Genomic DNA, 22,084 nt, shown 5'->3' with positions numbered 1-22,084 from the left:
GCGACCGTACCTAAACATGTTTTTAGCACTTAGCTAAGCTAAGCCTAAGTCAAGCAATAAATCACGCATCCACCACCCCGCGCTGGCCAGATCAGCCACCCCACACCATCCAGGCCAAAGTGAGGTCCCGCGGCCCATCCCCATGGCTCCCATCTTCGAGCTCCTCTCAGCGGCCCAGCCAGGAGCCAAATCAGTGGCGAAATCAATAGGGAAATCAATAGGGAAATCAGTGGCCCTTTCCCTAGCCCTGGGGCTGCTGCTGGTGATGTCTCAACTGCTTTCTCTACTGCTTTCTCCACTGCCGGCAGCGGCCGACTTCTCCGGCGTGGACTACACGCTCACCAACCAGAACGAGCAGGATTTCAGCGGCCAGGATCTAGCCAATACCTCCTTCGCTGGGGCCACCGGACGGCACGCCAACTTCAGCGGCGCCGATCTGCACGGGGCGATCCTCACCCAGGCGGCCTTCCCCAATGCCAATTTCGCCGGCGCCGATCTCAGCGGCACCCTGATGGACAAGGTGGACCTCTCCGGAGCCGATCTCAGCGGAGCCATTCTCACCGGGGCCATCGCTTCAGGCAGCAGCTTCCGCGGCGCCAACGTCACCGATGCCGACTTCAGCGACGCCCTGATCGACCGGGTGGATCAGCGCTCCCTCTGCCGCGATGCCGAAGGCACCAACCCGATCACAGGCGCCGACACCCGCCTCAGCCTGGGCTGTTAAGCCAGCCGCGCAATTTGCCTGGGTTGAGCAGGCCGGCCGGGTCGTAGGCGGCCTTTGCTGCCACCTGGTCGGCATCGATCACACCCAAGCCACCATCTTCGACGCTGATCACGTGGGGGTTAAACAACACGGCACCGCAGCGGCGGCAATCGTCTAGCAGCTGCTGCAGGGCCTCCTCGCCGCGCCAGCGCAGCAGCGGCAGGGCCGCCAGCCGGGCCGCACCCTGCTGCCTCACGGCCTCCAGGTGCCAAAGCAGGTCGTCGCCCCATTGCTGCCGCAGGCGCTCCAGACAGGGGGCCTCCGGCTGGGGCAGCAGCATCTGCAGGTAGGTCCAATCCGGATGCTGGGCGCGCCAATGCAGGGTGGTGTGGTTCCAGCTGAGCTCCCGCAGCGGCAGCCCCCGGCTCTGGCCCTGGGGAGCGTGCCAGCGCAGCGCTCCGCCCCGGGCCGCCAGCCAGCTCGGCAACACCTCCAGGGCTGCGGGGGCGGCCAGCAACAACAGGCGCTGCTCACCAGGCTCGGGCGCCGGACAGCCCGCCGGCCAGGGGAGCTGGCTAACCAGCGGCGCCTCCAGCACGGTGATGGCATTCAGCTCAAAGGCCGTGCTTGTAAGGGCCTGGGCCGCCGCCAGGGCCTGCCCCCACTGCTCGAAACCCACCACCAGCTGCTGCCAAACCACCGCCTCGCTGGTGGGCAGCCGCAGGGCAGTGATGATGCCATTGGTGCCGTAGGCGTGGTTGAGCGGGGCGCTGGCGGCAGCATCGAGCTGCAGCAGCCGCGGCTCGGGCTCAAGGGTTACCACCTCCAGACCCAGCAGGTTGCCGGGATCGCGCAGAAAACCCCAGCGCAGGGAGCCGATGCCGCCGGAGCCACCGGCGATAAAACCACCGATGCTGGCGCTGCGCACCGTGCTGGGCACCAGCCGCAGGGCCCGGCCCCGGGGGGCCAACTGCTTCTCGATCGCCCCCATCAAGGCGCCTGCCTCCACCTCGAGCACCCCGGTGGCTTCATCCAGCTGGCGCAGCTGATTGAGGCCGCTGAGATCCAGCACCAGGCCGCCTTGCAGCGGCACGCACTGGCCATAGTTGCCCGTGCCGGCACCCCGCACCGTCAAGGGCACGCCCTGGCGAGCACAGGCTCCTGCCACCAGCAGCACCTGCTCCACCGTGGTGGCTCTGGCCACCAGCTGGGCGCGGCAGCCCTGCAGCAGGGGCACCAGCACCGGCGAGTAGTCGTAGTAGTCGCGGGAGAGCCGCTCCAGCTCCAGCGGCGACTCGGCCCCGAGCAGCGGCAGGGCCGAATCCAACCGGCGCAGCTCAGCTGCCAGAGCAGTGATCTGGTCCTCAGGGCAACGCTCAGCCATGGGGTGGCAAAAGGGGGGAAGGTTTCTCAGTTTCGGGCGGCGGCAGCCAGACGCCTTGACGCAATATCCGCCTCTGGGGCGGCCGGGCCAGCAGCTCCCCCCAGCTACCAGCCCCAAGCAGCACTAAATCGGCTGGGGCCCCAAGCCGCACCACCCCATCCCAGGCCAGCTCCAGCACCGCTGCAGCGGCGGTGCTGAAGGGGGCCAGGCCCAGCCGCTGCCAGGGCACCAATTGGCAGAGCGGCGCCGACCAGCGCAGCAGCTCAATGGGATCGAAATCACCACCTGGATACCAGGGGTCTTGCACGTTGTCGCCGCCGATAGCCAGCCTCACGCCCGCCTGCTGCAGGCTGCGGATCGGTGCCAGGGGCCGCCGCCAGGGGGTGCGCCCGGGCCGGCGTCCCAGCAGCCAGAAATTGGAGGTGGGCAGAGCTACCACGGCGATGTTGGCGGCGGCTAGCCGATCCGCCAGCCGGTCACAGTTGTGTGGCGGCAACAGGGCCATGCTGCTGGCGTGGCTGCAGGTGATCGCCACGGCGCGGCGCTGCTCCAACACCAACTGGGCCACCATCGCCACCCCCTCGCCAGGGCAGGCATCGGCCTCATCAACGTGCAGATCCACCCCGCAACCATGGCGCTCGGCCAGGTCAAGCAGGGCCAGCAGGGCCTCGCGGTCGGCGTTGCGGCTAGCGGCACCCTGGCCATAGGGCGGCCCGATCACCCCACCCAGCAGCCCCTGGCCAGCGGCCACCCGCCGGGCCAGGGACTGCCCCTCCGCCGTGAGCCAATGGGCCATTGGTGCCAGGGCCACCAGCTGCAGCTCCAGCCGCTCGCGCCAGCGCTCACGGGCCGCCAACAGGGCTTCCCAGCTGGGTTCGGCCCCAGCCCCCACGCTATCGATATGGCTGCGGATCGCCCGCACGCCGTTGCGCCAGGCCCGCTCCAAGGCCCGCTCAGCCCGCTCAGCCACCTGCTCAACGCTGCGCTGAGCGTATTCGCGTTGGTTAGCAGCTAAGGCCGCCGCCATCGTGCCCTCCCGGTTGGGAAAGGCGGCGGCGCTGAAAGCCTTATCCAAGTGGGCATGGGGCTCAATCAGGGGAGTTAGGGCCAGGGGCAGGCTGGCCGCCGCCGCCTGGGCGGGCAGGGGCGAAATGGCCGTGATCCGTCCCGCCTCGAAAGCGATGCTCAGGGACACCAGCCCATCCGCATCGGCGCGAAACTCGGCTCCGCCCAGGCGCGGATCCAGCAGCCCCCGGGGCAGGCGCAGCTTCACTAAGGGCTCTCGGGACGGTCGGTGGCAGCGCTGATCAACACAAATTGACCGGCTACGCCCACCACGGTGGAGCGAAAGCGCGGCACCTGCCAGCGCAGCAGCGATTGGCCGCCCAGCTCACTTTCGAAAACACTCAACAGGCCGTAGCTGCGGCGGCGGGTGTGGCTGAGCACCACGGCCGCCAAGGCCGCTCGCTGGGCCTGAACAAGCCCCACACAGTTGTTGATCGCCATCCGCAACAGCACCGGCACGCCGCCATCGCCGCAGAGCTCCTTGCTGATCTCTTCCACTAGGCGATCACCGGCGTAGGCGCGGAAATCGGCAGGGGATGGATTGGTGAGGGCAAGCCCGCCAGCGGCTAGGCCGAGCATGATCAAGCCAGGCGCCCATGCAAAGCGGGCCGGGGTGTCCGAACGGCAGACCAAACGGTGCAAAGTTGCAGGCAATTAAGGTTGGCACCCTTTGCTCGCCACGGCAGGCGCCTTGCGCCAACCCTCAACGTCCTGTCTAATGCGGGCCCAGGCTCAAGGGCATGGACCAGAAGCTCATTGGCACGGCCTTTCTGGCTGCCCTGGCAGCAGCCCTGCTCGACACCAACTCAGCAGCATTTCTACGCGACCTAGTCGGGCCCTGGCTGCGCTCGCCGCTGCTGGTGCCAGTGGCCGGCGTGCTGCCCGAACTGCAAACAGGCGCCGGGATTCTCTGCCTGGTAGCAATTCCGATCCTGTGGCTGAGGCCGCGGTAGCTGGGCTGAAGCAGGTCGCCGCAACGGGTGAGAAGCCTTGACAGGCCACGACTTGCTACATTCCAAAGGCGCGGCGGGCGTCGCCAAGCGGTTAAGGCAGCGGCTTGTGGTGCCGCCATCCGGGGGTTCGAATCCCCTCGCTCGCCCTTGATTCCCTAGCCGTCCCCACCACTTTTGGGGCGGCTTTTTTGTGACTACTGCAGCGCCTGCAGCAAAACCCCAGCCCCATGCCGCACCGGATCGGCGCAAGGCAAGCCGAGCTCGGCCGCGGTGGCGTCAACAGCAAGCTGAGCTGCGGCGGCTTCCAATCGGGCGGTGTTGAGCGCCACGGCCCGCACCCGCGGCCGCAGGCCATCGGGACGCCCCAAAGCTGCCAGAGCCTCAAGCGCCGCGATCAACTCGGCCAGGGGCGGGATCGCCACCGGCACCTCCCCTGGCCGGGTGCGCACGTGGCTCTGGCCAGCGCGGTGCACCAACAGCAGATCGGTTGGCTGGCTGCCGCGCAGCAGGGGCAAGGTGGCGCTGGAGCCCGGATGGCAAAGCGATCCCTGGCCCTCCACCAGCAGCAACGCCTGCGGCCCGGCCCCAACGGAGGCGGCCAGCACGGCCGCCTCCACGGCACCGGCGGCGTAATCAATCCGCACGGCATCGAGGGCCACGCCCTGGCCGCTGATCAAGATGCCCGCCTGACCCGTGCCCACAAAGCGGGCGTCAAGGCCGCAGCGCCTGGCTTCAGCCTGCAACTCCAAGCAGGCGCTCATCTTGCCCACGGCCATATCCGAACCCACGGCCAGCACCCGGCGGCAGGGCAGGGCAGCGGCTCGCGCTGCGGCCACCTCCAAGCCAGCCGGCTCCTGGCGGAGATCCCAGATCCACTGGCCGGCTCGGCTGCAGGCGGCAGCCAGCTCGGGATCATCGCCAAGGCGGCTGTGCAGGCCACTGGCCAGGTTCAGCCCCGCCTCCAGCGCCGCCAGCAGATCGGCCCGCATCGCTTGTGGCAGACGGCCACCGGAGGGGGCCAGCCCCACCACCGCCACCTCGGGCCCGTAGGCCAGGGCCGCCGCCATATCAGCCACCACCGGCACAGCCCGCTCAATGCCGCTCACCTGCTGCAGGTCGGAGCCAGCGAAAGCCGGATCGATCACCGCCACGATCGGCCCACTGCGATAGCGCAGCATCGCCAAACCGGTCTTACCGCTGAGGTCGTTGAGGCCGCCGTGCTGCAGCAGCACGACCGGAGCGCTTGGGCTCAACATGACGACTGCCCCATGGAGATACCCAGATTGATGCCAAGGCCGGGGCCCGCTGGCGGAATCAGCACGTCTCCCTCCAGGGTCAATCCCGTGAAGGGATCGTCCACCAGGTTGAGATGGCTATCGAGATCGGGCCAGGTCACTAGGGGCAGCAGCTGGGCTGCGGCGCCATTGAGCAGGGCGCCATCCGAGTAGCACCCCACCATCACCCCTAAACCCAGGCGGCGAGCCGTCTGGGCCAGCAGCAGGGCCTCGCTGAGGCCACCGCTCTTGAGCAACTTGATGTTGATGCCATCTACGTGGGGGGCCAGCCGCAGCAGATCGGCCAGCTGCCAGCAGCTCTCATCGGCCACCAGGGGCAGGGGAGATTCGCCATGCAAGGCCGCAAAACCAGCGCTGTCAGCCTCCGGATCCAGCAGGGGCGCCAGGGGCTGCTCGAGCAGCACCACGCCGGCCCGCTCCAGGGGCTCGAGCATGGCCCGGGCTGTGACCAGATCCCAGCCCCCGTTGGCATCCACCTGCAGCTCGCAGGCGCTACCCGTCTGCTGGCACCGCTGCTCAAGGGCGGTAGCCACCCCCTCCAGCAAGGGCAGGTCGTGGGCGATGCCGGCGGGGCTGCCCAGCTTGAGCTTGATGCGGGTGGCAGGCAACTGCAGCCACCAGCGCTCGAGCCGCGCCAGGACAGCCTCGGGCGTACCTAAGCCCAGGGTGACGCTGGTGGCGACACAGGCGCCTGGATCCAGGCCCCAGAGCCGGTGCAGGGGCTGGTTCAACCTTTTGCCCCACCAGTCGTGCAGGGCCAGATCCAAGCCGCAACGGGCCGGGGGGCTCAGGGCGGCCAGCAGGGGCTCCAGGGCCTGCAGGGGCTCAGGCGCCCGGGCGGCCAGCTGGGGGGCAACCGCCTCCAGCTCCGCCGCAACGGCATCGATGTCGTAATGGCGGTGGCCGGTTTCAAAGCCGCCGGTCTCGCCTATGCCCGTGAGCCCGTCGTGCTCAAGGCTCACCAGCAGGTGCTCCACCGCAGCCGTCGTGCCGCGGCTGATGGCCAGGGGCACGGCCTTGGTGAGCTGAAAGCGTTGCAGGCTCAGGCGCATGGCTTCCGCGGCCTTTCCTGGAATGGGCCTCCAAGCTGGCATGGACCAAAGGTTGCCTGTGAACAAGCCCCTGGGGCCAACACAGCCCAGGATCACCATTAGCAATTCGCGATCACGGGTATCACAAAGGCACCGAGCTCAAGCGCACCGATCCGCTCCTCCCTGATCCAACAACTGCTTGAGCAGCAGCTGGAAGACCTGCGTGACTGCCGTGAGGGCGAGGTGGCTGACTACATCCCCGAGCTGGCCAAAGCGAATCCAGAGGATTTTGGAATCGTTCTGGCAACCGCCGATGGCAGGGTTTATGCCGTGGGGGACTGGGAGAAGACCTTCACGATCCAGTCGATCTCCAAGCCCTTTATGTATGGGCTGGCGCTGAGCCTGCTCTCCCCGTCGTTCATGGAGAAAAAGGTGGGGGTGGAGCCCTCGGGCGATGCGTTCAACGCCATCAGCCTGGATCCACGCACCGGCATTCCCCGCAACCCGATGATCAATGCCGGTGCCATCGCCACGGCAGCCCAGGTGTGGCGCCACGATCCAGGCCGGGCCGAGGCCCTCACCCTGGAGTTCTTTTCCACCCTGGCCGGTCGTCCCTTAGCGGTGAATGAGTCGGTCTATGAATCCGAACGGGCCAGCGGACATCGCAACCGGGCGATCAGCCACCTGCTGCGCAACGCTGCAGTGATCGAGGAGGAGCCAGAGCCGGGCCTCGATCTCTATTTCCGCCAGTGCTCGATCGGGGTCACCTGCCGGGACCTTGCCGTGATGGCCGCCACCCTCGCCTGCCAAGGGCGCAACCCGCTCACCCAGGACGAACCCCTCAATCCGGCCATCACCACCCGCATGCTCGCCGTCATGGGCAGCTGCGGGATGTACGACTACGCCGGGCAGTGGTTGTACGACGTGGGGATGCCGGCCAAGAGCGGAGTCGGCGGCGGGGTGCTTGCGGTGGTGCCGGGCCGGCTCGGCATCGCGGTTTACTCGCCAAGGCTCGATGCCTTCGGCAACAGCGTGCGCGGCATCGCCACCTGCCGGCGTTTATCCCAAGCCCTGGAGCTCCACCTCTTTGACCAAACGCCCCTGCAGCAGTCGCCGGTGCGCAGCACCTACAAGGGCACGGAGCGGCGCTCCCGTCGCTGGCGCAGCACCGCTGAAGCCGAAGTTATCGATCCCCTGAGATCGCAAATCAAGGTGCTTCATGCCCAAGGGGTGCTGGATTTCGCCGCGCTGGAAAACGTTCTCGGAAGCATCGAGCAGGCAGCAACCGATGGCGCCGTGATCATCCTTGATCTCGGTCAGGTCAGCGAACTACCGGCCGCCAGCAAAGCTTTGCTACAGCGTCAGGCAGAGCTCCTGCAGACGGCGGGCAAGCAACTTCTGCTCTGCCGCAGCAGCCATCTGGAACTACCAGCAGCCCTCAGTCGTAAAAAATTCACTTACGCCAGCCTGGATTTGGCCCTGGAAGCCGCCGAAGACCTGCTGCTTGAGATCAGTTGCGGTGAGGAGAGTGCTGGTGAAGGCAGTGCCGGTGAAGGGAGTGCCGCCCTGGCGGCCCCGCAGAAGGGAACACCAACTGATGTCGGCCTGCTTGGGCTGCTGGCACCGCTCGCAGCCGATCTGCGCGAGGCGATCACGGAGCGGCTTGAACTCCGCCAATATGCGGCCGGCACGCTGGTGATGGGGCGTCAACAGGAGAGCGATCAGCTGTTCCTGGTGGCCTCCGGTCGTTTCAGCATCTTCTTGCCGATATTGCGGCCGGAAGCTCCGTCAAGGCTGGCCCGGATGGCCACGTTTTCCGAGGGAATGGTGTTTGGCGATGCTGCCTTCTTCAGCGGAGAGCTCCGGATGGCCGATGTGGTGGCCGATACCGATGGCAGCTGTTGGCTCCTGCAGCGCAGCGCCTTCGAAGAGCTCCAGGAGGACAATCCCGCCGCAGCGATCGCCCTGCTCACCCAGCTAGCCATTGATCTGGGACGCAAGGTGGCCCTTTGCGGACAGCAGCTAACCCTTGTGGAAGATCTCTGAGTTGGTCCAGCGATATCGGAAACTGGATTGATGACGGCGACACAGGCGCAGCGCAGCTACTGGATCACCACCTTTGGCTGCCAGATGAACAAGGCGGATTCCGAGCGCATGGCCGGGATCCTGGAAGCCATGGGCTACCGGGCCGGCACTGACGAGCACAGCGCCGATTTGGTGCTTTACAACACCTGCACAATCCGCGATAGCGCCGAGCAGAAGGTTTACAGCTACTTAGGCCGCCAGGCCCAACGCAAGCGAATCAACCCCAACCTCACCCTGGTGGTAGCGGGCTGCGTAGCCCAGCAGGAGGGCGAATCCTTGCTGCGGCGGGTGCCCGAGCTGGATCTGGTGATGGGCCCCCAGCACGCCAATCGGCTCGACACCCTGCTGGCCCAGGTGGAGCAGGGTCAGCAGGTGCTAGCCACCGGTGAGCAGCACATCCTTGAAGACATAACCACCGCTCGCCGCGACAGCCAGGTATGCGGCTGGGTGAATGTGATCTACGGCTGCAATGAGCGCTGCACCTACTGCGTGGTGCCCTCGGTGCGCGGCCAGGAGCAGTCGCGGCTGCCCGAAGCGATCAAGCTCGAAATGCAGGGCCTGGCGGCACGAGGCTTCAAGGAGATCACCCTGCTGGGCCAAAACATCGATGCCTACGGCCGCGACCTGCCCGGCATCACCCCCGAAGGCCGCCGCGCCCACACCCTCACCGACCTGCTCCATCACGTCCACGACGTGGCCGGAATTGAGCGGATCCGCTTTGCCACCAGCCACCCGCGCTACTTCACCGAGCGGCTGATCGATGCCTGCGCCGACCTACCCAAGGTGTGCGAGCACTTCCATGTGCCCTTCCAGAGCGGCGACGATGACGTGCTTAAAGCCATGGCCCGCGGCTACACGGTGGATCGCTACCGCCGCATCGTTGAGCGCATCCGTGAGCGCATGCCCGATGCCTCGATCAGTGCCGATGCGATCGTGGCTTTCCCCGGCGAAAGCGACGCCCAATACCGCCGCACCCTGGCCCTGATTGAGGAGATCGGCTTCGACCTGGTGAATACCGCCGCCTACTCGCCGCGGCCCAACACCCCAGCAGCCGACTGGCCAAACCAGCTCAGCGAGGCGGTGAAGGTGGAACGCCTGCAGGAGCTCAACGCCCTGGTGGAGCGCACCGCCCAGCAGCGCAGCAACCGCTACGCCGGCCGCTGTGAGCAGATCCTGGTGGAAAGCAGCAATCCCAAAAACTCCAATCAGGTGATGGGCCGCACCCGCACCAACCGGCTCACCTTTTTCCCCGGCCAAAACGCCCATGGCAGCCCGATCAAACCGGGCGACCTAGTAACGGTGCAAATCGAAGAGGTGCGCGCCTTCTCCTTGAGCGGCAAACTGGCCTGAGTTTTGGGCCCCCTGGGTCCCATACCGGCTGGCATGACTCCCACCCCCATCGCCGTTGGTCTGATCTTTGGGGGAGCCTCCGGCGAACACGCCGTCTCAATCCGTTCCGCCATCACGGTGGCGGCGGCCGTGCGGGATGGCGAAAACGCGTCGAGCTACGCGCTGCATTGCTTTTACATCGACCCCGAAGGACGCTGGTGGGGAGCTGAGTTGGCCGATGCTGTGCTGCGCCAGGGCAGCCCGGCCCGGCTCGAGCAACTGCCCCAACCGCTGCCGCCGCCTGGTTTCCGGGGCTTACCTGCCGGCGCGCTGGAGATCGATGTGTGGCTGCCGGTGCTGCACGGCCCCAACGGCGAAGACGGCACGATCCAGGGCCTGTTCACCCTGATGCAGGTTCCCTACGTGGGTTCGGGCGTGCTGGGCTCGGCGGTGGGCATGGATAAGCAGGCGATGAAGGCCGCCTTCGCCGCCGCCGGCCTGCCCCAGGTGCCCTATGCCTGCGTGTCAGCGAGCGCAGCGGCCCAAAACGACGACGCCCTGCTCGACCAGCTGGAGAGCCAGCTCGGCTACCCCTGCTTCGTGAAACCAGCCAACCTCGGCTCTTCGGTGGGCATCAGCAAGGCCACTGATCGGGCCAGCCTGCAGGCCGGTCTGAAGCTTGCCGCCGCCCTTGATCCGCGGCTGGTGGTGGAGCAGGGGGTGACGGCCCGCGAGCTGGAATGCGCGGTGCGGGGCGGCGGCCACCTGCCCCTGCAGGCCTCGGTGCTGGGCGAAATCTGCTTTGAAGCCGATTGGTACGACTACGAAACCAAATACAGCGAGGGCAAAAGCCACACCGTGATCCCGGCGCTGGTGCCAGAGGCGGTGGCTGAACGCTGCCGGGGCATGGCGATCGAGGCCTGTGAGGCCGTTGGTGCCATGGGGCTTTCGCGGGTTGACTTCTTCTTCTGCGAAGCCAGTGGCGAACTGTGGCTCAACGAGATCAACACCCTGCCGGGCTTTACCAGCCAGAGCATGTACCCGATGCTCTGGGCCGCCACGGGTGTGGCCCTGCCCACCTTGGTGCGCGAATTGATCGAAGGGGCCCGACAATGGCATCTCCAGGTATCTAGCGGAGGCCCTTCGACATGAGTCACGGCCTGCTTTGGCTGCCGCTGCTTTTAGTGTTCGTACTGCTCACCGCCCTGGGCTGGCTCGAGCGGCGGCGGCAGCGCTTGTTTCGCGAATGGGCCGAGGGCTCCGAGCTGGCCAAACTCGACAGCTGCGGCGGCGCCCGGCTGGTGGATGGCCTGCTGAGTTGGTGCTCCTTCGAAGCCGGTCAACTAAAGCAAGATGACTTTTTTGTGATTAAGCAGCTCGAATTGGTTGAGCTGCTTTCGCTGGGTTCGGGCGAGGCGCCCCTCACCGAAGAGAGCCAGGGGGCTTGCCGACTGCGCTTAGTGGGTGGTGGCGAACAAAAAGACCTGCCCTTCGCCGATTCAGAGCGGGCCCGGCGCTGGATCGATGAGCTGATGTCGCGCTCGCGCTGCGAATTGTGAGCCAGGAGTTGAGCCTGCTTCGGTGAGTGCCTCCCCTCTCCCACCTGGATCGGAGCGGCGGCGCCAACTGCGCCAGCAGCGGCGCCGAGAGCGCCTGCGCAATCTTTGGCGGTTCCTTGTGCTGCTAGCCCTCGCCGGCGGCCTGGGCTACGGCCTGCTGCGTCAGGGCTGGGTACTAAGCGGCCCCGACCAGGTGGAGGTGGTGGGCAGCCAGCAAGTGGGAGCCGACCAGGTGGTGCAAGCCGTCCGCCTGACTTTTCCCCAACCCCTGCTGGGCCTGCACCCCAAACGCATCGCCGATGTGCTGGCCGGTGCCCTGCCGGTGGAACAGGTGCGGGTGAGTCGGCTGATGGCACCGCCGCGGCTGCGGGTTGAACTGGTCGACCGCCAGGCGGTAGCCAGGGCCCAGCGACGCACCGCCAAGGGAAGCGAGCAGGGCTATGTCGATCGACTCGGCCACTGGATGAGCATTGGCCAGGGCCAGGGGGCCGCAGCCAAAGCCAGTGCCGGCTTACTGGTGCTGGGTTGGCAGGCTCGCTACCGCCCGGCCCTCGCCCTGGTGCTCGAACAACGGGGGCGGCTTGGTGGCGATATCAGCCAGATCCGCTTTGAACCAGACAGCAGCCTGTGGCTGCAGAGCAAGCGGCTCGGCAAGGTGCGCCTCGGGCCGGCTGATGCCCAATTGGGGCGGCGCCTTGAAGTGCTCCGTCACCTGCAACAGGAACTGCCGGCAAAGGTGAAGGGCCGCCAGCTGCAATCCATCGATCTCAGCGATCCAGAACAACCCGAGCTGGGCCTACCCGCCACCCGTAGACAGGCTGCGGCCAGCAGGGAGCCGTAAGGAATCCAGCAGAGACATGCCAGGAAACCCGCAAAGGTGAGACACTCTCCTGAACCAGGCAAGGAAACGCCGACATAATGCATTCGCCGATTGTTCGCACCGCCACCCCTGATGCCGCTATGACCCAAAGCTCTTCCCAGTCAAACGGTGTCCAAGCCTCAAACGATCCGTCCTTGGGCGGCGTTTCAGGGGAGATTGTGCCGAGCCAGTCGGCACGCATCGAAGTGATCGGGGTCGGCGGTGGCGGCAGCAATGCGGTGAACCGGATGATTGCCTCCGACCTCCAGGGTGTGGGCTACCGGGTGCTGAACACCGACGCTCAGGCGCTGCTGCAGTCGGCATCGCAGAAGCGCATCCAGCTCGGACAAAAACTGACTCGCGGCCTAGGTGCCGGCGGTAATCCGGTAATCGGCCAAAAGGCTGCGGAAGAGTCCCGGGCCGAACTGCAGGAATCACTGCAGGGTGCCGACCTTGTTTTCATCGCCGCTGGCATGGGTGGCGGCACCGGCACCGGCGCAGCACCAATCCTTGCCGAGGTCGCCAAGGAAGTTGGTGCCCTCACCGTAGGCATCGTCACCAAGCCCTTCGGTTTTGAAGGTCGCAAGCGGCTGCGTCAGGCCGAAGAGGGCATTGCCCGGCTGGCCGAGAGCGTGGACACCTTGATCGTGATCCCCAACGATCGCCTGCGCGATGCCATTGCCGGCGCCCCCCTCCAAGAGGCCTTCCGCGCCGCCGATGACGTGTTGCGGATGGGCGTTAAGGGAATCAGCGACATCATCACCCGGCCTGGCTTGGTGAACGTCGACTTCGCCGACGTGCGCTCGGTGATGGCTGGCGCCGGCACCGCCCTGCTTGGCATCGGGGTGGGCTCCGGCCGCTCCCGCGCTCTTGAGGCGGCTCAGGCGGCGATGAGCAGCCCCCTGCTGGAATCGGCCCGCATCGACGGTGCCAAGGGTTGTGTGATCAATATCAGCGGCGGCAAAGACATGACCCTCGAGGACATGACCACCGCCTCTGAAGTGATCTACGAGGTTGTCGATCCTGACGCCAACATCATTGTGGGTGCCGTCGTGGATGAACGCCTCGAGGGCGAAATCCACGTGACCGTGATCGCCACCGGCTTCGAGAGCGGCGCCCCTTACCGCACCGAGCGCACCGTGGTCAGCTTTGCCGGAACTCCCCTGATCAACAGCACCAATGAGGAAAGGGGCGCCAAAATCCCTCCCTTCCTGCTCAACCGCCAGACCCAGGACAGTTAGTCAGCGGTTTGTGATTGGGGTGACCCGGATTCCACGCCTGCCCTGAGCATCCCGTGTGGCTGCTCCCTTCCGGTCCTGACCAGATTTGGGCGTCAGAGCCGCATGGGTCCGAGTCGATTAGATGTTAGCAATGGCATCACTCGCACCGAAGCCCGTGCCCCTGCGCCCCGCTGATCTGGCGAGCCGCAAGCAGGCTGGCCTGCCGATCACGATGCTTACGGCATGGGATGCCCTCTCTGGCGCTCTGGTGGCCGAGGCGGGCGCTGATGCGGTGCTGGTGGGGGATTCCCTGGCGATGACCGTGCTGGGCCACGCCACCACGCTGCCGGTGACCCTCGAGGAGATGCTGCACCACACCCGAGCCACGGCCCGCGGCCTATCCAGCAGCTGCGGCCCTGGGCAGATGCCCCTGCTTATTTGCGATCTGCCCTTCCTCACCTATCAGTGCAACCCAGATGACGCAGTAGCTGCCGCCGGCCGGGTGCTCAAGGAGACCCCCGCCGCCGCCGTGAAACTTGAAGGCGCCGAGCCTGAGACCCTGGCCGTGATCGACCGGTTGGTGCGCAGCGGCATACCGGTGATGGGCCACATCGGCCTGATCCCCCAGTCGGTGCATCGGCTGGGCTACCGCCGCCAGGGCAACGATGAGGTCAGCCGCGAGCGGCTGCGGCGCCAAGGCCTGGCCCTGCAGGCAGCGGGTTGCTTCGCCCTAGTGCTTGAACACGTGCCCGCCGATTTGGGGGCCTTGCTGCAACAGGAATTGGATCTACCGGTGATAGGCATCGGCGCCGGCGAGGGCTGTGATGGCCAGGTTCGGGTCACGGCAGACCTGCTGGGGCTCACCAGCCGCCAGCCCCCCTTCAGCCCGCCGCTGTTGCAGGGTCGTGCCCTGGGGGTGGCAGCGCTGCAGGGCTGGATCGCCAGCCAGCGTCACCCTGCCCAAGCAACTGCTCCTGCTCCTGCCACCAAGCCAGTAGCTCCCGCAGCACCCCATTGCTGAGGGCCAGGCCAGCTGGATCGCTGAGTCGCCAGCGGGGCCCCTCAATCCGCAGCAGCCCCTCACCTATCCAGGACTCCAAGTGGCTGTGCAAGGCCACAAGCGCCGCTGGCCCCAGCCCCGCCTGGGCCAGCAGCGCGGGCATGGACACCCCCTCGCGGCGGCGCAACCCCACCAGCAAGCGCTCATCTAGCGGCATTCCTGGGCAAGCCTGACCAGCGCTAGCGGGCGGCGAGCCCGGCTGGGCCAACCAGTCGGCGTAGGCCTCGCGGGTGCGCGGCCGGGCCAGGCGCTCACCCCAGGGCGCCGCGGTGGCTCCCATCCCAAAGCCCCACCAGCCGGCGCCGCTCCAGTAGACGCGGTTGTGGCGGGAGGCGTGGCCGGGGAGGGCGTAGTTGGAGATCTCGTAGTGGCCGTAGCCAGCGGCGCTGAGCTCGGCCCAGGTGAGCTCCATCAAGTCGGCGCCTAGGTCGGCATCGGGGAGCTGCAGCTGGCCGCGATCGTGGCGCTGGGCAAACACGGTGCCGGGCTCCAGGGTGAGGTCATAGACGGAAAGGTGGGGCGGTGCCAGGGCAATGGCTTGCCGCAGTTGGCGGCGCCAGTGGCCCAGGTCCTGACCCGGCAGACCCTGGATCAGATCCAGGCTCCAGCTGCTGAGGGCCCCGCCGCCCAGGGCTTGGGCCAGCCAGCCGGCGGCCTCCAGCAGGTCCGCGCCGCGGTGGCGGCGGCCCAGCCCGGCGAGCACGGCATCGTCAAAGCTCTGGCCGCCCAAGCTCACCCGGTTTACCCCGGCCTGCAGATAGCCAGCCAGGCGATCCTGGTCAAAACTGGCTGGATCAAGCTCCAGGCTGATCTCAGCTCCAGGAGCCAGGCCAAACCGGCAGCTCAGTGCCGCCAGCAGGGACTCCAGCTGGGGGGGCGTCAGCAGGGAGGGCGTACCGCCACCGAAATACACCGTGGCAAGCGGGGGGCCGGGGGGCGAGGCGGCAATCTCCTGCAGCAACAGGCTGAGGTAGGCCGCAATCGAGGCCGACCCCGGAGCCGGCGCTTCGCCGCCGGCAAGGTCGCCCAGGGGCACCACCGGAAAGTCGCAATAAAAGCAACGCCGGTGACAAAAGGGGATGTGCAAATAGGCACTGCGCGGCGGCCAGAGCAGGGCGGCTGCCGGGCCAGGAGCTGGGGCTGGGACTGGAACTGGATGGGGAAATTGAGCAGTCACAACAACAGGTGCGGAAACCCCTTCAGGCCAAAGGCACCGAAATCAGGCATGCTGCACCCCAGATCAGTTGGGTAGCCACGCACGACGGGAATGGTGGACTCCCTCATCCTGATCCTGTTTGTGATCTCTGGCGCCGCCGCCGGCTGGCTTGGGGTAGACCTGCTGCCCGAGCAGCTGCTGCTGCAGGTGGACAAACCAGAAGGGCTGCGCACCGTGATGGGCGGCTTCGGTGCCTTCTTTGGGGTGATCGCTGGAGTTTTCTTCCAGCAGCTGCGGCGCAAGCTGATGCAGCAGGTGCGCACCATGCCCACCGACCTGCTGGTAAGCCGCGCCGTGGGCTTGATCCTCGGCCTGCTGGTGGCCAATTTGCTGCTGGCGCCAATCCTGCTGCTGCCCCTGCCCTGGGAGGTGATCTTCGTCAAACCGTTGGCGGCGGTGCTCAGCAACGTCTTTTTCGGCGTATCGGGCTACAACCTGGCCGAGGTGCATGGCCGCACCCTGCTGCGCCTGTTCAACCCCAGCAGCACGGAGGCGATGTTGGTGGCCGATGGGGTGCTGCAACCGGCCAGCGCCAAAATCCTCGACACCAGCGTGATCATTGATGGCCGCATCCGCGGCCTGCTCGCCTCAGGGCTGCTGGAGGGCCAGGTGATCGTGGCCCAGAGCGTGATCGATGAGCTGCAGGCCCTGGCCGACTCGGGCAACGCCGAGAAGCGCGGCCGGGGCCGCCGCGGCCTCAAGCTGCTGAGCGAGCTGCGCGAGCAGTACGGCCGGCGGCTGGTGGTCAACAGCACCCGCTACGAAGGCAACGGCGTCGACGACAAGCTGCTGCTGCTCACCGCCGACACCGGCGGCACCTTGCTCACCGCCGACTACAACCTGGCCAAGGTGGCTGAGGTGAAGGATCTCAAGGTGCTCAACCTCAGCGAGCTGGTGATCGCCCTGCGGCCCGAGGTGCAGCCTGGCGACGAGCTGCAGCTCAAGATCGCCCGCGATGGCAAGGAGGCCGATCAGGGCGTGGGCTACCTCGACGACGGCACCATGGTGGTGGTGGAAGGCGCCAGGGGCCGCATTGGCGAGCGGCTGCCGGTGGTGGTCACCGGAGCCCTGCAAAACCCCACTGGCCGGATTGTTTTCGCCCGGGGCGACGGAGCCCCAGCCGAGGCCAATGGGGAGGCCACCGCCAAGCGCAAACCACGGCAAGAGCGCAGCAAGGCCAATCCGCAGGCGGACGGCCCCCGCTAGGCTCCGCAGACCTGCTTCCATCAACCGCGGATGTCGGTTTCAGCCCCCTACTACGGCGATTCCGCGGCCATGCGCACGCCGCCGCCCGATCTGCCCAGCCTGCTGCTGAAGGAGCGAATCGTTTATCTGGGCTTGCCCCTGTTCAGCGACGACGACGCCAAGCGCCAGATGGGCATTGACGTCACCGAGTTGATCATTGCCCAGCTGCTCTACCTGGAGTTTGACAATCCGGAGAAACCGATTTTCTTCTACATCAACTCCACAGGCACCAGCTGGTACACCGGCGACGCCGTTGGCTTTGAAACCGAAGCCTTCGCCATCGCCGACACGCTCCGCTACGTGAAGCCGCCGGTGCACACCATCTGCATCGGCCAAGCGATGGGCACCGCAGCCATGATCCTCAGCGCCGGCACCAAGGGCCATCGGGCCGCCCTGCCCCACGCCTCGATCGTGCTGCACCAGCCCCGCAGCGGTGCCCGCGGCCAGGCCACCGATATCCAGATCCGGGCCCAGGAAGTGCTGCACAACAAGCGCACCCTGCTGGAGATGCTTTCTCTCAACACCGGCAAGTCGGTGGAGCAGCTCTCCCGCGATTCCGACCGGATGACTTACTTCACCGCTGAGGAAGCCAAAGAGTACGGACTGATCGATCGGGTACTCACCAGCCAGAAAGACCTTCCAACCGCTCCGCCGGCCACTGCAGCAGGCCTGGGCTGAGCCACCATCTGGCTGCCAGCCCCCCAGGCACCCCGCGTTCCACCGACCACCCCAACCAAACCCATGCCCATCGGCACCCCCAGCGTTCCCTATCGCCTCCCCGGCAGCCAGTACGAGCGCTGGGTTGACATCTACACGCGGCTGGGCGTGGAGCGAATTCTCTTCCTGGGTTCGGAGGTCACCGACGCAGTGGCCAACGCCCTGGTGGCCCAGATGCTCTATCTGGATTCGGAAGACAACTCCAAGCCGATCTACCTGTACATCAACTCCCCCGGCGGCTCGGTGACCGCGGGCCTGGCGATCTACGACACCATGCAGTACGTCAAGAGCGACGTGGTGACGATCTGCGTGGGTTTGGCCGCCTCGATGGGCGCCTTCCTGCTGGGCGCTGGCACCAAGGGCAAGCGGCTGGCCCTGCCCCACAGCCGGATCATGATTCACCAGCCCCTGGGCGGCACCAGCCAGCGCCAGGCCAGTGACATCGAAATTGAGGCGAAGGAGATCCTGCGCATCAAGGACATGCTCAACCATTCCATGGCCGACATGACTGGCCAACCCTTCGAGAAGATCGAGAAGGACACCGACCGCGATTACTTTCTCAGCGCCGCCGAGGCCAAGGAGTATGGCCTGATCGATCGGGTGATCGCCCACCCAAGCGAGGCTTGAGCCGATGGCCACCACCCTCCCCGAGGCTGCCGATCTGTTCTACGCAGCTGGCAACCAGCTGCTTGCAGGGGATTGCGCCCCATTTGCGGAGATCTGGTCTGAGGCTAACGACATCAGCCACCTCGGCCCCACCGGCAATCTCTGCATAGGACACAAGGCGGTGTTTGAACAGTTCACAAGGGAGTCCGCCATGGGCTTCGAAGGCAGCTTGGTGGCTGACGACCGTCGCTTTGTTGAAAGCTCTGATATGGGCTACCTGGTGTGCATGGAGCGCACCAGCGGCATGACCCAGGCCGGTGCGGAGATTCGGACTGACATCCGCGCCACCACGATCTTCCGCAAGGAGGCTGGCCACTGGCGTGTGGTGCACCACCACACCGATACCTTCTAATGCCCAAGCCTTCTGAGGCCCAGGCCTTCTAAAGACCAAATTCGTAAATTCAGCCCTTGCCGGTTGCGGCCAGCAGGCGTGAGGCGGTGTCTAGCCCGATCGGCAGCCCGGATGGATCCAGCAAGCCAAGCTGGACAAGTAGTCCGGCCTGATCCCAGTAGATGTGCTCGTAGGCCACCTTGCCTTCGCTCACGCCCACGATCACAACCAGGGCCATCTCCACGCGCCGGCCGGTGGGGGCCACACCGGGCAGCAGATGGCCGATGGCTGTGGTGTGGGTGAAGCGGATCACCAGCTCATCCACCAGGCGCTCGCCATCCACGGTGCGTGAGATCTGAATGAACTCCACATCGGGCGGAAAGAACTGGCCAATCAGCTGGGTGGCGTAGAACTCACGCACCCCTTCGGCTCCCTGCCCCCCGGTGCCGGAGGCCAGGTTGATCAAATGAGGGTCCGCAACCATCGTGGCCATGGTGGCGTCGAGATCGCCGTTGAGCTCGGCCTGCATGTGGGCCTCGAACAAAGCGGCGGCCGTTGTCGAAGTGGTGGCTTGGTCGACGGCCATGGCGCTTGGAACAGAGTCCAGATGGTAGGGATGGCCTCTGCCCCCTGTCAGTTGGAAGAGGCGCGCCGCAGGCGCCTGCGTAAGCTCAGCTTCAGCCCTGCCCAGACCCGACGCCTCGATGGCCAAGCTCTATTACGACACCGACGCCGACCTCTCCCTGCTTAATGGCAAAACGGTGGCCATCATTGGCTACGGCAGCCAGGGCCATGCCCACGCGCTGAACCTCAAGGACAGCGGCGTCAACGTCGTGGTTGGGCTCTACGAAGGCAGCCGCTCGGCAGAAAAAGCCAAGGCTGATGGCCTGGAAGTACTGAGCGTGGCCGATGCCTGCGCCAAGGCCGACTGGATCATGGTGCTGCTGCCCGATGAATTCCAGAAGGCCGTCTACGACAAGGAAATTGCACCGCACCTCAGCGCCGGCAAGGTGCTGAGCTTCGCCCACGGCTTCAACATCCGCTTCGAGCTGATCAAGCCGCCCGCCGATGTGGACGTGGTGATGATTGCCCCCAAGGGCCCCGGCCACACCGTGCGCTGGGAATACCAGAACGGCATGGGCGTGCCGGCTCTATTCGCCATCGAGCAGGACGCCAGCGGCCACGCCCGTGAGCTGGCCATGGCCTACGCCAAGGGCATCGGCGGCACCAGAGCCGGCATCCTCGAAACCAATTTCAAAGAAGAGACCGAAACCGACCTCTTCGGAGAGCAGGCCGTGCTGTGCGGCGGCCTCTCCGAGCTGGTCAAGGCCGGCTTCGAAACCCTGGTGGAGGCTGGCTATCAGCCCGAGCTGGCCTACTTCGAGTGCCTGCACGAGGTGAAGCTGATCGTCGATCTGATGGTTAAGGGCGGCCTGACGGCCATGCGCGACTCGATCTCCAATACCGCCGAATACGGCGACTACGTGAGCGGCCCGCGCCTGGTCACCGCCGACACCAAAGCGGAGATGAAGCGTATCCTCACCGACATCCAGGACGGCACCTTCGCCCGCAATTTCGTGGCCGAGTGTGACGCCGGCAAGCCGGAGATGACCAAAATCCGCGAGCGCGATGCGGCCCATCCGATTGAGCAGGTGGGCAAGGGCCTCCGCTCCATGTTCAGCTGGCTGAAAACGGCCTGATCCAGCCCCTGCTCAGCAATCAACTGTTCAGCAACCCCCTGCTGCTGGTTGTCCTCGCCTGCGGCCTCGATCGCCTAGTGGGGGACCCGCGCTGGTGTCCCCATCCGGTGGTGGTCATGGGCTGGTGGATCACCCTGCTGCGCCGCGGCGCTGAAGCCTGGGCGGGCAACAGAGCCTGGAAGCTGCGGCTGGCGGGGGGCTTGATCACGCTGGTGCTAGTCGGCTGCAGCGTCCTGGCGGGCTGGGGAATGGAGCGGCTGGCTCCTGCGCCACTGTTGGTGGTGGCCCTAGCCAGCGCCATTGCCGGCCGCAGCCTCGAGCAAGCGGTGGGTGGGGTGCTGAAAGCTCTCCCTAATTCCGTACATGCTGTACAGAAACAGACAGAACAAAACCAGATAGAACACGCTGGCGACAACCCAACCCAGGCAGCCCTTCAGCCAGCCCGCCGGGCCCTTGCCTGGATAGTGGGCCGCGACACGGCCGATCTCGACGCCCCGGAAATCCTGCGGGCCCTGGCCGAAACGGCCAGCGAGAACGGCGTGGACGGTCTATTTGCCCCACTGTTTTGGATGCTGCTGGGGGCTGGGCTATGGAGCCTCAACCCCGCATGGCCAGGACCCCTGGCCCTGGCCTGGGGCTTCAAGGCAGCGAGCACCCTGGATTCAATGCTGGGCTACCGCCGCGGGCGCTTGCGCTGGCTGGGCACGGCAGGAGCCCGCCTCGATGACCTACTGGTTTGGCTGCCCTGCCGGTTGGTGGCGGTGAGCCTGCCGCTGGCGGCTGGCCAGCCAGGCCGCAGCCTTGGGGTACTGGCAGCGTCCCGGCGCGATGGCGCCGCCGACCCCTCACCAAATGCGGGGCTATCCCAAGCCGCCTACGCCCACGTCGCCGGGGTGCAGCTGGGGGGCAGCAATAGCTATGGCGGCCAAATGCATCGCAAGCCCCTGCTTGCCGCTGGGCTGCCAGCGCCGGATCAGGCGGCGGTACTGCAAATGCTGCAACTAAATCGGCGGCTTGAGCTGATTTGGCTCACTGCTGCCGCTGCAGTGGCGTTCATCACGAAAACTCTCAGCTGATTGCCCCTGCCCCAGCCCCTGACGAAGCTGCAAGCAGATCATGGAGAACATGGCAATTCGCGAGCTGCTCGAAGATGCCCTCAAGGAGCCGAACATCGGGCTAACCCCTTGCTTTAGCTGGCACGCCACACCTGTAGGGATTGCAGCCCTGTGGCAAGCCGGGGCAGCGCCAACAGCTCCTCCCTATGAAGATGCCCTCAAGGAAGGTCTGCAGGTAGGGCTCGATCTAAGTCGCGAAGAGCGGGAGTTTCACCAGCTCAATTCAGGTCTGGTATTGCTGTTTCACAGCTAGGCCTGCTGGCGGAAACACCAGCGCCCATTGATGCAGCGTCCAACTGACGCATCCCTGGACGATCAGCGGATCTGTCCGAACAAGGGCCTCGGCTTCTTCCCAACTGGCTGCCGTAAACAGCAACATGCCGCCAGCCCCATCGCCACTGCGGCCGACCCGATCGGCCCAATAACCACTGCGGGGCTCATGGCCCTTGCGTTCTAGTTCTGCCAGCCAGGCCAGATGGGCTGGAATCACGGCGTCGAATTGGGGCTTAGAAACCAGACCCAGCTCCAACTTCACAAAGGTGGGGCGCATC

At 66.0% G+C, this 22,084-nt stretch carries 23 protein-coding genes, 1 tRNA gene, 1 other RNA gene and 1 pseudogene; 17 read left to right on the top strand and 9 right to left on the bottom strand.

The features are described 5' to 3' along the window. Positions 1 to 265: 265 nt before the first annotated feature. Complete coding sequence (locus tag KBY99_RS01140) at positions 266 to 724, top strand: pentapeptide repeat-containing protein (protein ID WP_254996949.1); 459 nt, start codon at positions 266 to 268, stop codon at positions 722 to 724. Here KBY99_RS01140 and KBY99_RS01135 read toward each other — a convergent pair. Genes KBY99_RS01135 through KBY99_RS01125 form a run of 3 tightly spaced genes read right to left on the bottom strand, consistent with a single transcriptional unit; the run spans position 708 to position 3,731 of the window. Continuing rightward, positions 708 to 2,087: an FAD-binding oxidoreductase gene (locus KBY99_RS01135; protein ID WP_254996809.1), complete on the bottom strand. Its 1,380-nt coding sequence runs from the start codon at positions 2,085 to 2,087 to the stop codon at positions 708 to 710. The two genes, KBY99_RS01140 and KBY99_RS01135, sit on opposite strands and share 17 nt — an antisense overlap. After that, positions 2,080 to 3,360: an amidohydrolase family protein gene (locus KBY99_RS01130; RefSeq protein ID WP_254996807.1), complete on the bottom strand. Its 1,281-nt coding sequence runs from the start codon at positions 3,358 to 3,360 to the stop codon at positions 2,080 to 2,082. Before KBY99_RS01130 ends, KBY99_RS01135 begins: the two co-directional genes overlap by 8 nt. After that, positions 3,360 to 3,731, bottom strand: coding sequence for a DUF4359 domain-containing protein (locus KBY99_RS01125; RefSeq protein ID WP_254960900.1), 372 nt, complete (start codon positions 3,729 to 3,731; stop codon positions 3,360 to 3,362). The genes KBY99_RS01130 and KBY99_RS01125 overlap by 1 nt, the downstream gene beginning before the upstream one ends. Before the next feature lie 161 nt (positions 3,732 to 3,892). Between KBY99_RS01125 and KBY99_RS01120 the strand changes: the two genes are divergently transcribed. Then, entirely contained in the window at positions 3,893 to 4,105 is a 213-nt protein-coding gene (locus KBY99_RS01120; RefSeq protein WP_254996805.1) for a hypothetical protein, read from the top strand. Positions 4,106 to 4,178: 73 nt separating this feature from the next. Further along, positions 4,179 to 4,251 (top strand) — tRNA-His (locus KBY99_RS01115). Positions 4,252 to 4,299: 48 nt separating this feature from the next. Here KBY99_RS01115 and KBY99_RS01110 read toward each other — a convergent pair. Next, the gene (locus tag KBY99_RS01110) at positions 4,300 to 5,361 is read right to left on the bottom strand and encodes a DUF1611 domain-containing protein (RefSeq protein ID WP_254996804.1); all 1,062 of its coding nucleotides are present in this window, start codon (positions 5,359 to 5,361) and stop codon (positions 4,300 to 4,302) included. Beyond that, a complete protein-coding gene (locus KBY99_RS01105; protein WP_254996803.1) occupies positions 5,355 to 6,452 on the bottom strand; it encodes a dipeptide epimerase in 1,098 nt (365 codons plus the stop codon). The genes KBY99_RS01110 and KBY99_RS01105 overlap by 7 nt, the downstream gene beginning before the upstream one ends. Positions 6,453 to 6,563: 111 nt before the next feature. On the opposite strand from KBY99_RS01105, the gene glsA reads away from it, so the two are divergent. From glsA to ftsZ, 6 genes are all read left to right on the top strand, one after another. Continuing rightward, positions 6,564 to 8,477: a glutaminase A gene (gene glsA, locus KBY99_RS01100; protein ID WP_315857929.1), complete on the top strand. Its 1,914-nt coding sequence runs from the start codon at positions 6,564 to 6,566 to the stop codon at positions 8,475 to 8,477. Between the two features lie 30 nt (positions 8,478 to 8,507). Then, positions 8,508 to 9,866, top strand: a complete 1,359-nt coding sequence (gene miaB, locus KBY99_RS01095) for a tRNA (N6-isopentenyl adenosine(37)-C2)-methylthiotransferase MiaB (RefSeq protein WP_254996802.1) — start codon at positions 8,508 to 8,510, stop codon at positions 9,864 to 9,866. A gap of 33 nt (positions 9,867 to 9,899) precedes the next feature. Then, positions 9,900 to 10,997, top strand: coding sequence for a D-alanine--D-alanine ligase family protein (locus KBY99_RS01090; RefSeq protein ID WP_254996801.1), 1,098 nt, complete (start codon positions 9,900 to 9,902; stop codon positions 10,995 to 10,997). Beyond that, positions 10,994 to 11,404, top strand: coding sequence for a hypothetical protein (locus KBY99_RS01085; protein WP_106501403.1), 411 nt, complete (start codon positions 10,994 to 10,996; stop codon positions 11,402 to 11,404). Before KBY99_RS01090 ends, KBY99_RS01085 begins: the two co-directional genes overlap by 4 nt. Before the next feature lie 22 nt (positions 11,405 to 11,426). Further along, positions 11,427 to 12,245 (top strand): cell division protein FtsQ/DivIB, encoded by an 819-nt coding sequence (locus tag KBY99_RS01080; protein WP_254996799.1) that lies wholly within the window; start codon positions 11,427 to 11,429, stop codon positions 12,243 to 12,245. 119 nt (positions 12,246 to 12,364) lie between these two features. Then, on the top strand, positions 12,365 to 13,504 hold the full coding sequence (gene ftsZ / locus KBY99_RS01075; RefSeq protein ID WP_254996798.1) for a cell division protein FtsZ: 1,140 nt from the start codon (positions 12,365 to 12,367) through the stop codon (positions 13,502 to 13,504). An 18-nt stretch (positions 13,505 to 13,522) separates the two neighbouring features. Here the strand turns inward: ftsZ and ffs are convergent. Further along, positions 13,523 to 13,619: signal recognition particle sRNA small type (ffs, locus tag KBY99_RS01070), an RNA gene on the bottom strand. Positions 13,620 to 13,664: 45 nt separating this feature from the next. Between ffs and panB the strand changes: the two genes are divergently transcribed. Further along, positions 13,665 to 14,504, top strand: a complete 840-nt coding sequence (panB, locus tag KBY99_RS01065; RefSeq protein ID WP_315857928.1) for a 3-methyl-2-oxobutanoate hydroxymethyltransferase — start codon at positions 13,665 to 13,667, stop codon at positions 14,502 to 14,504. Here the strand turns inward: panB and hemW are convergent. Then, a pseudogene (gene hemW / locus KBY99_RS01060) lies at positions 14,455 to 15,657 on the bottom strand (radical SAM family heme chaperone HemW); the annotation flags it as partial. The gene panB and the pseudogene hemW overlap by 50 nt on opposite strands. A 153-nt stretch (positions 15,658 to 15,810) precedes the next feature. Here hemW and KBY99_RS01055 point away from each other — a divergent pair. The 4 genes from KBY99_RS01055 (at position 15,811) to KBY99_RS01040 (ending at position 18,739) form a co-directional block, all read left to right on the top strand. Beyond that, on the top strand, positions 15,811 to 16,965 hold the full coding sequence (locus tag KBY99_RS01055; RefSeq protein WP_254996797.1) for a PIN/TRAM domain-containing protein: 1,155 nt from the start codon (positions 15,811 to 15,813) through the stop codon (positions 16,963 to 16,965). A gap of 30 nt (positions 16,966 to 16,995) precedes the next feature. Further along, the gene (locus KBY99_RS01050) at positions 16,996 to 17,682 is read left to right on the top strand and encodes an ATP-dependent Clp protease proteolytic subunit (RefSeq protein ID WP_254941879.1); all 687 of its coding nucleotides are present in this window, start codon (positions 16,996 to 16,998) and stop codon (positions 17,680 to 17,682) included. Between the two features lie 63 nt (positions 17,683 to 17,745). Continuing rightward, positions 17,746 to 18,348 carry an ATP-dependent Clp protease proteolytic subunit gene (locus tag KBY99_RS01045; RefSeq protein ID WP_106501400.1) on the top strand — a complete coding sequence of 201 codons (603 nt, stop codon included), beginning with the start codon at positions 17,746 to 17,748 and terminating at the stop codon, positions 18,346 to 18,348. Between the two features lie 4 nt (positions 18,349 to 18,352). Continuing rightward, positions 18,353 to 18,739, top strand: a complete 387-nt coding sequence (locus KBY99_RS01040; RefSeq protein ID WP_254996795.1) for a YybH family protein — start codon at positions 18,353 to 18,355, stop codon at positions 18,737 to 18,739. 49 nt (positions 18,740 to 18,788) lie between these two features. Here KBY99_RS01040 and KBY99_RS01035 read toward each other — a convergent pair whose 3' ends face one another. Continuing rightward, complete coding sequence (locus KBY99_RS01035) at positions 18,789 to 19,304, bottom strand: ester cyclase (RefSeq protein WP_254996794.1); 516 nt, start codon at positions 19,302 to 19,304, stop codon at positions 18,789 to 18,791. A gap of 118 nt (positions 19,305 to 19,422) precedes the next feature. On the opposite strand from KBY99_RS01035, the gene ilvC reads away from it, so the two are divergent. Genes ilvC through KBY99_RS01020 form a run of 3 tightly spaced genes read left to right on the top strand, consistent with a single transcriptional unit; the run spans position 19,423 to position 21,786 of the window. Beyond that, positions 19,423 to 20,418 (top strand): ketol-acid reductoisomerase, encoded by a 996-nt coding sequence (ilvC, locus tag KBY99_RS01030; protein ID WP_254996793.1) that lies wholly within the window; start codon positions 19,423 to 19,425, stop codon positions 20,416 to 20,418. 23 nt (positions 20,419 to 20,441) lie between these two features. Beyond that, on the top strand, positions 20,442 to 21,494 hold the full coding sequence (locus KBY99_RS01025) for a cobalamin biosynthesis protein (protein WP_409996511.1): 1,053 nt from the start codon (positions 20,442 to 20,444) through the stop codon (positions 21,492 to 21,494). 49 nt (positions 21,495 to 21,543) lie between these two features. Continuing rightward, positions 21,544 to 21,786 (top strand): hypothetical protein, encoded by a 243-nt coding sequence (locus KBY99_RS01020; RefSeq protein ID WP_106501675.1) that lies wholly within the window; start codon positions 21,544 to 21,546, stop codon positions 21,784 to 21,786. On the opposite strand, the gene KBY99_RS01015 is transcribed toward KBY99_RS01020, so the two are convergent. Then, positions 21,757 to 22,083: a YciI family protein gene (locus KBY99_RS01015; RefSeq protein ID WP_254996792.1), complete on the bottom strand. Its 327-nt coding sequence runs from the start codon at positions 22,081 to 22,083 to the stop codon at positions 21,757 to 21,759. The genes KBY99_RS01020 and KBY99_RS01015 overlap by 30 nt on opposite strands. Position 22,084: the final 1 nt, after the last annotated feature.

The organism is Cyanobium sp. Maggiore-St4-Cus, from assembly GCF_024345615.1.
GTDB lineage: Bacteria > Cyanobacteriota > Cyanobacteriia > PCC-6307 > Cyanobiaceae > Cyanobium_A > Cyanobium_A usitatum.
Note: the sequence above shows the minus strand (reverse complement) of the source record. Positions and strands in the feature narration are given on the sequence as shown.

Bases quoted from the DNA above. Each gene is read 5' to 3' on its own strand.
- KBY99_RS01140 (WP_254996949.1), top strand. From the start codon at position 266: ATGTCTCAACTGCTTTCTCTACTGCTTTCTCCACTGCCGGCAGCGGCC.
- KBY99_RS01135 (WP_254996809.1), bottom strand. From the start codon at position 2,087: ATGGCTGAGCGTTGCCCTGAGGACCAGATCACTGCTCTGGCAGCTGAG.
- KBY99_RS01125 (WP_254960900.1), bottom strand. From the start codon at position 3,731: ATGCTCGGCCTAGCCGCTGGCGGGCTTGCCCTCACCAATCCATCCCCT.
- KBY99_RS01120 (WP_254996805.1), top strand. From the start codon at position 3,893: ATGGACCAGAAGCTCATTGGCACGGCCTTTCTGGCTGCCCTGGCAGCA.
- KBY99_RS01110 (WP_254996804.1), bottom strand. From the start codon at position 5,361: ATGTTGAGCCCAAGCGCTCCGGTCGTGCTGCTGCAGCACGGCGGCCTC.
- KBY99_RS01105 (WP_254996803.1), bottom strand. From the start codon at position 6,452: ATGCGCCTGAGCCTGCAACGCTTTCAGCTCACCAAGGCCGTGCCCCTG.
- miaB (WP_254996802.1), top strand. From the start codon at position 8,508: ATGACGGCGACACAGGCGCAGCGCAGCTACTGGATCACCACCTTTGGC.
- KBY99_RS01090 (WP_254996801.1), top strand. From the start codon at position 9,900: ATGACTCCCACCCCCATCGCCGTTGGTCTGATCTTTGGGGGAGCCTCC.
- KBY99_RS01085 (WP_106501403.1), top strand. From the start codon at position 10,994: ATGAGTCACGGCCTGCTTTGGCTGCCGCTGCTTTTAGTGTTCGTACTG.
- ftsZ (WP_254996798.1), top strand. From the start codon at position 12,365: ATGACCCAAAGCTCTTCCCAGTCAAACGGTGTCCAAGCCTCAAACGAT.
- KBY99_RS01055 (WP_254996797.1), top strand. From the start codon at position 15,811: ATGGTGGACTCCCTCATCCTGATCCTGTTTGTGATCTCTGGCGCCGCC.
- KBY99_RS01050 (WP_254941879.1), top strand. From the start codon at position 16,996: ATGTCGGTTTCAGCCCCCTACTACGGCGATTCCGCGGCCATGCGCACG.
- KBY99_RS01045 (WP_106501400.1), top strand. From the start codon at position 17,746: ATGCCCATCGGCACCCCCAGCGTTCCCTATCGCCTCCCCGGCAGCCAG.
- KBY99_RS01040 (WP_254996795.1), top strand. From the start codon at position 18,353: ATGGCCACCACCCTCCCCGAGGCTGCCGATCTGTTCTACGCAGCTGGC.
- KBY99_RS01035 (WP_254996794.1), bottom strand. From the start codon at position 19,304: ATGGCCGTCGACCAAGCCACCACTTCGACAACGGCCGCCGCTTTGTTC.
- ilvC (WP_254996793.1), top strand. From the start codon at position 19,423: ATGGCCAAGCTCTATTACGACACCGACGCCGACCTCTCCCTGCTTAAT.
- KBY99_RS01020 (WP_106501675.1), top strand. From the start codon at position 21,544: ATGGCAATTCGCGAGCTGCTCGAAGATGCCCTCAAGGAGCCGAACATC.
- KBY99_RS01015 (WP_254996792.1), bottom strand. From the start codon at position 22,083: ATGCGCCCCACCTTTGTGAAGTTGGAGCTGGGTCTGGTTTCTAAGCCC.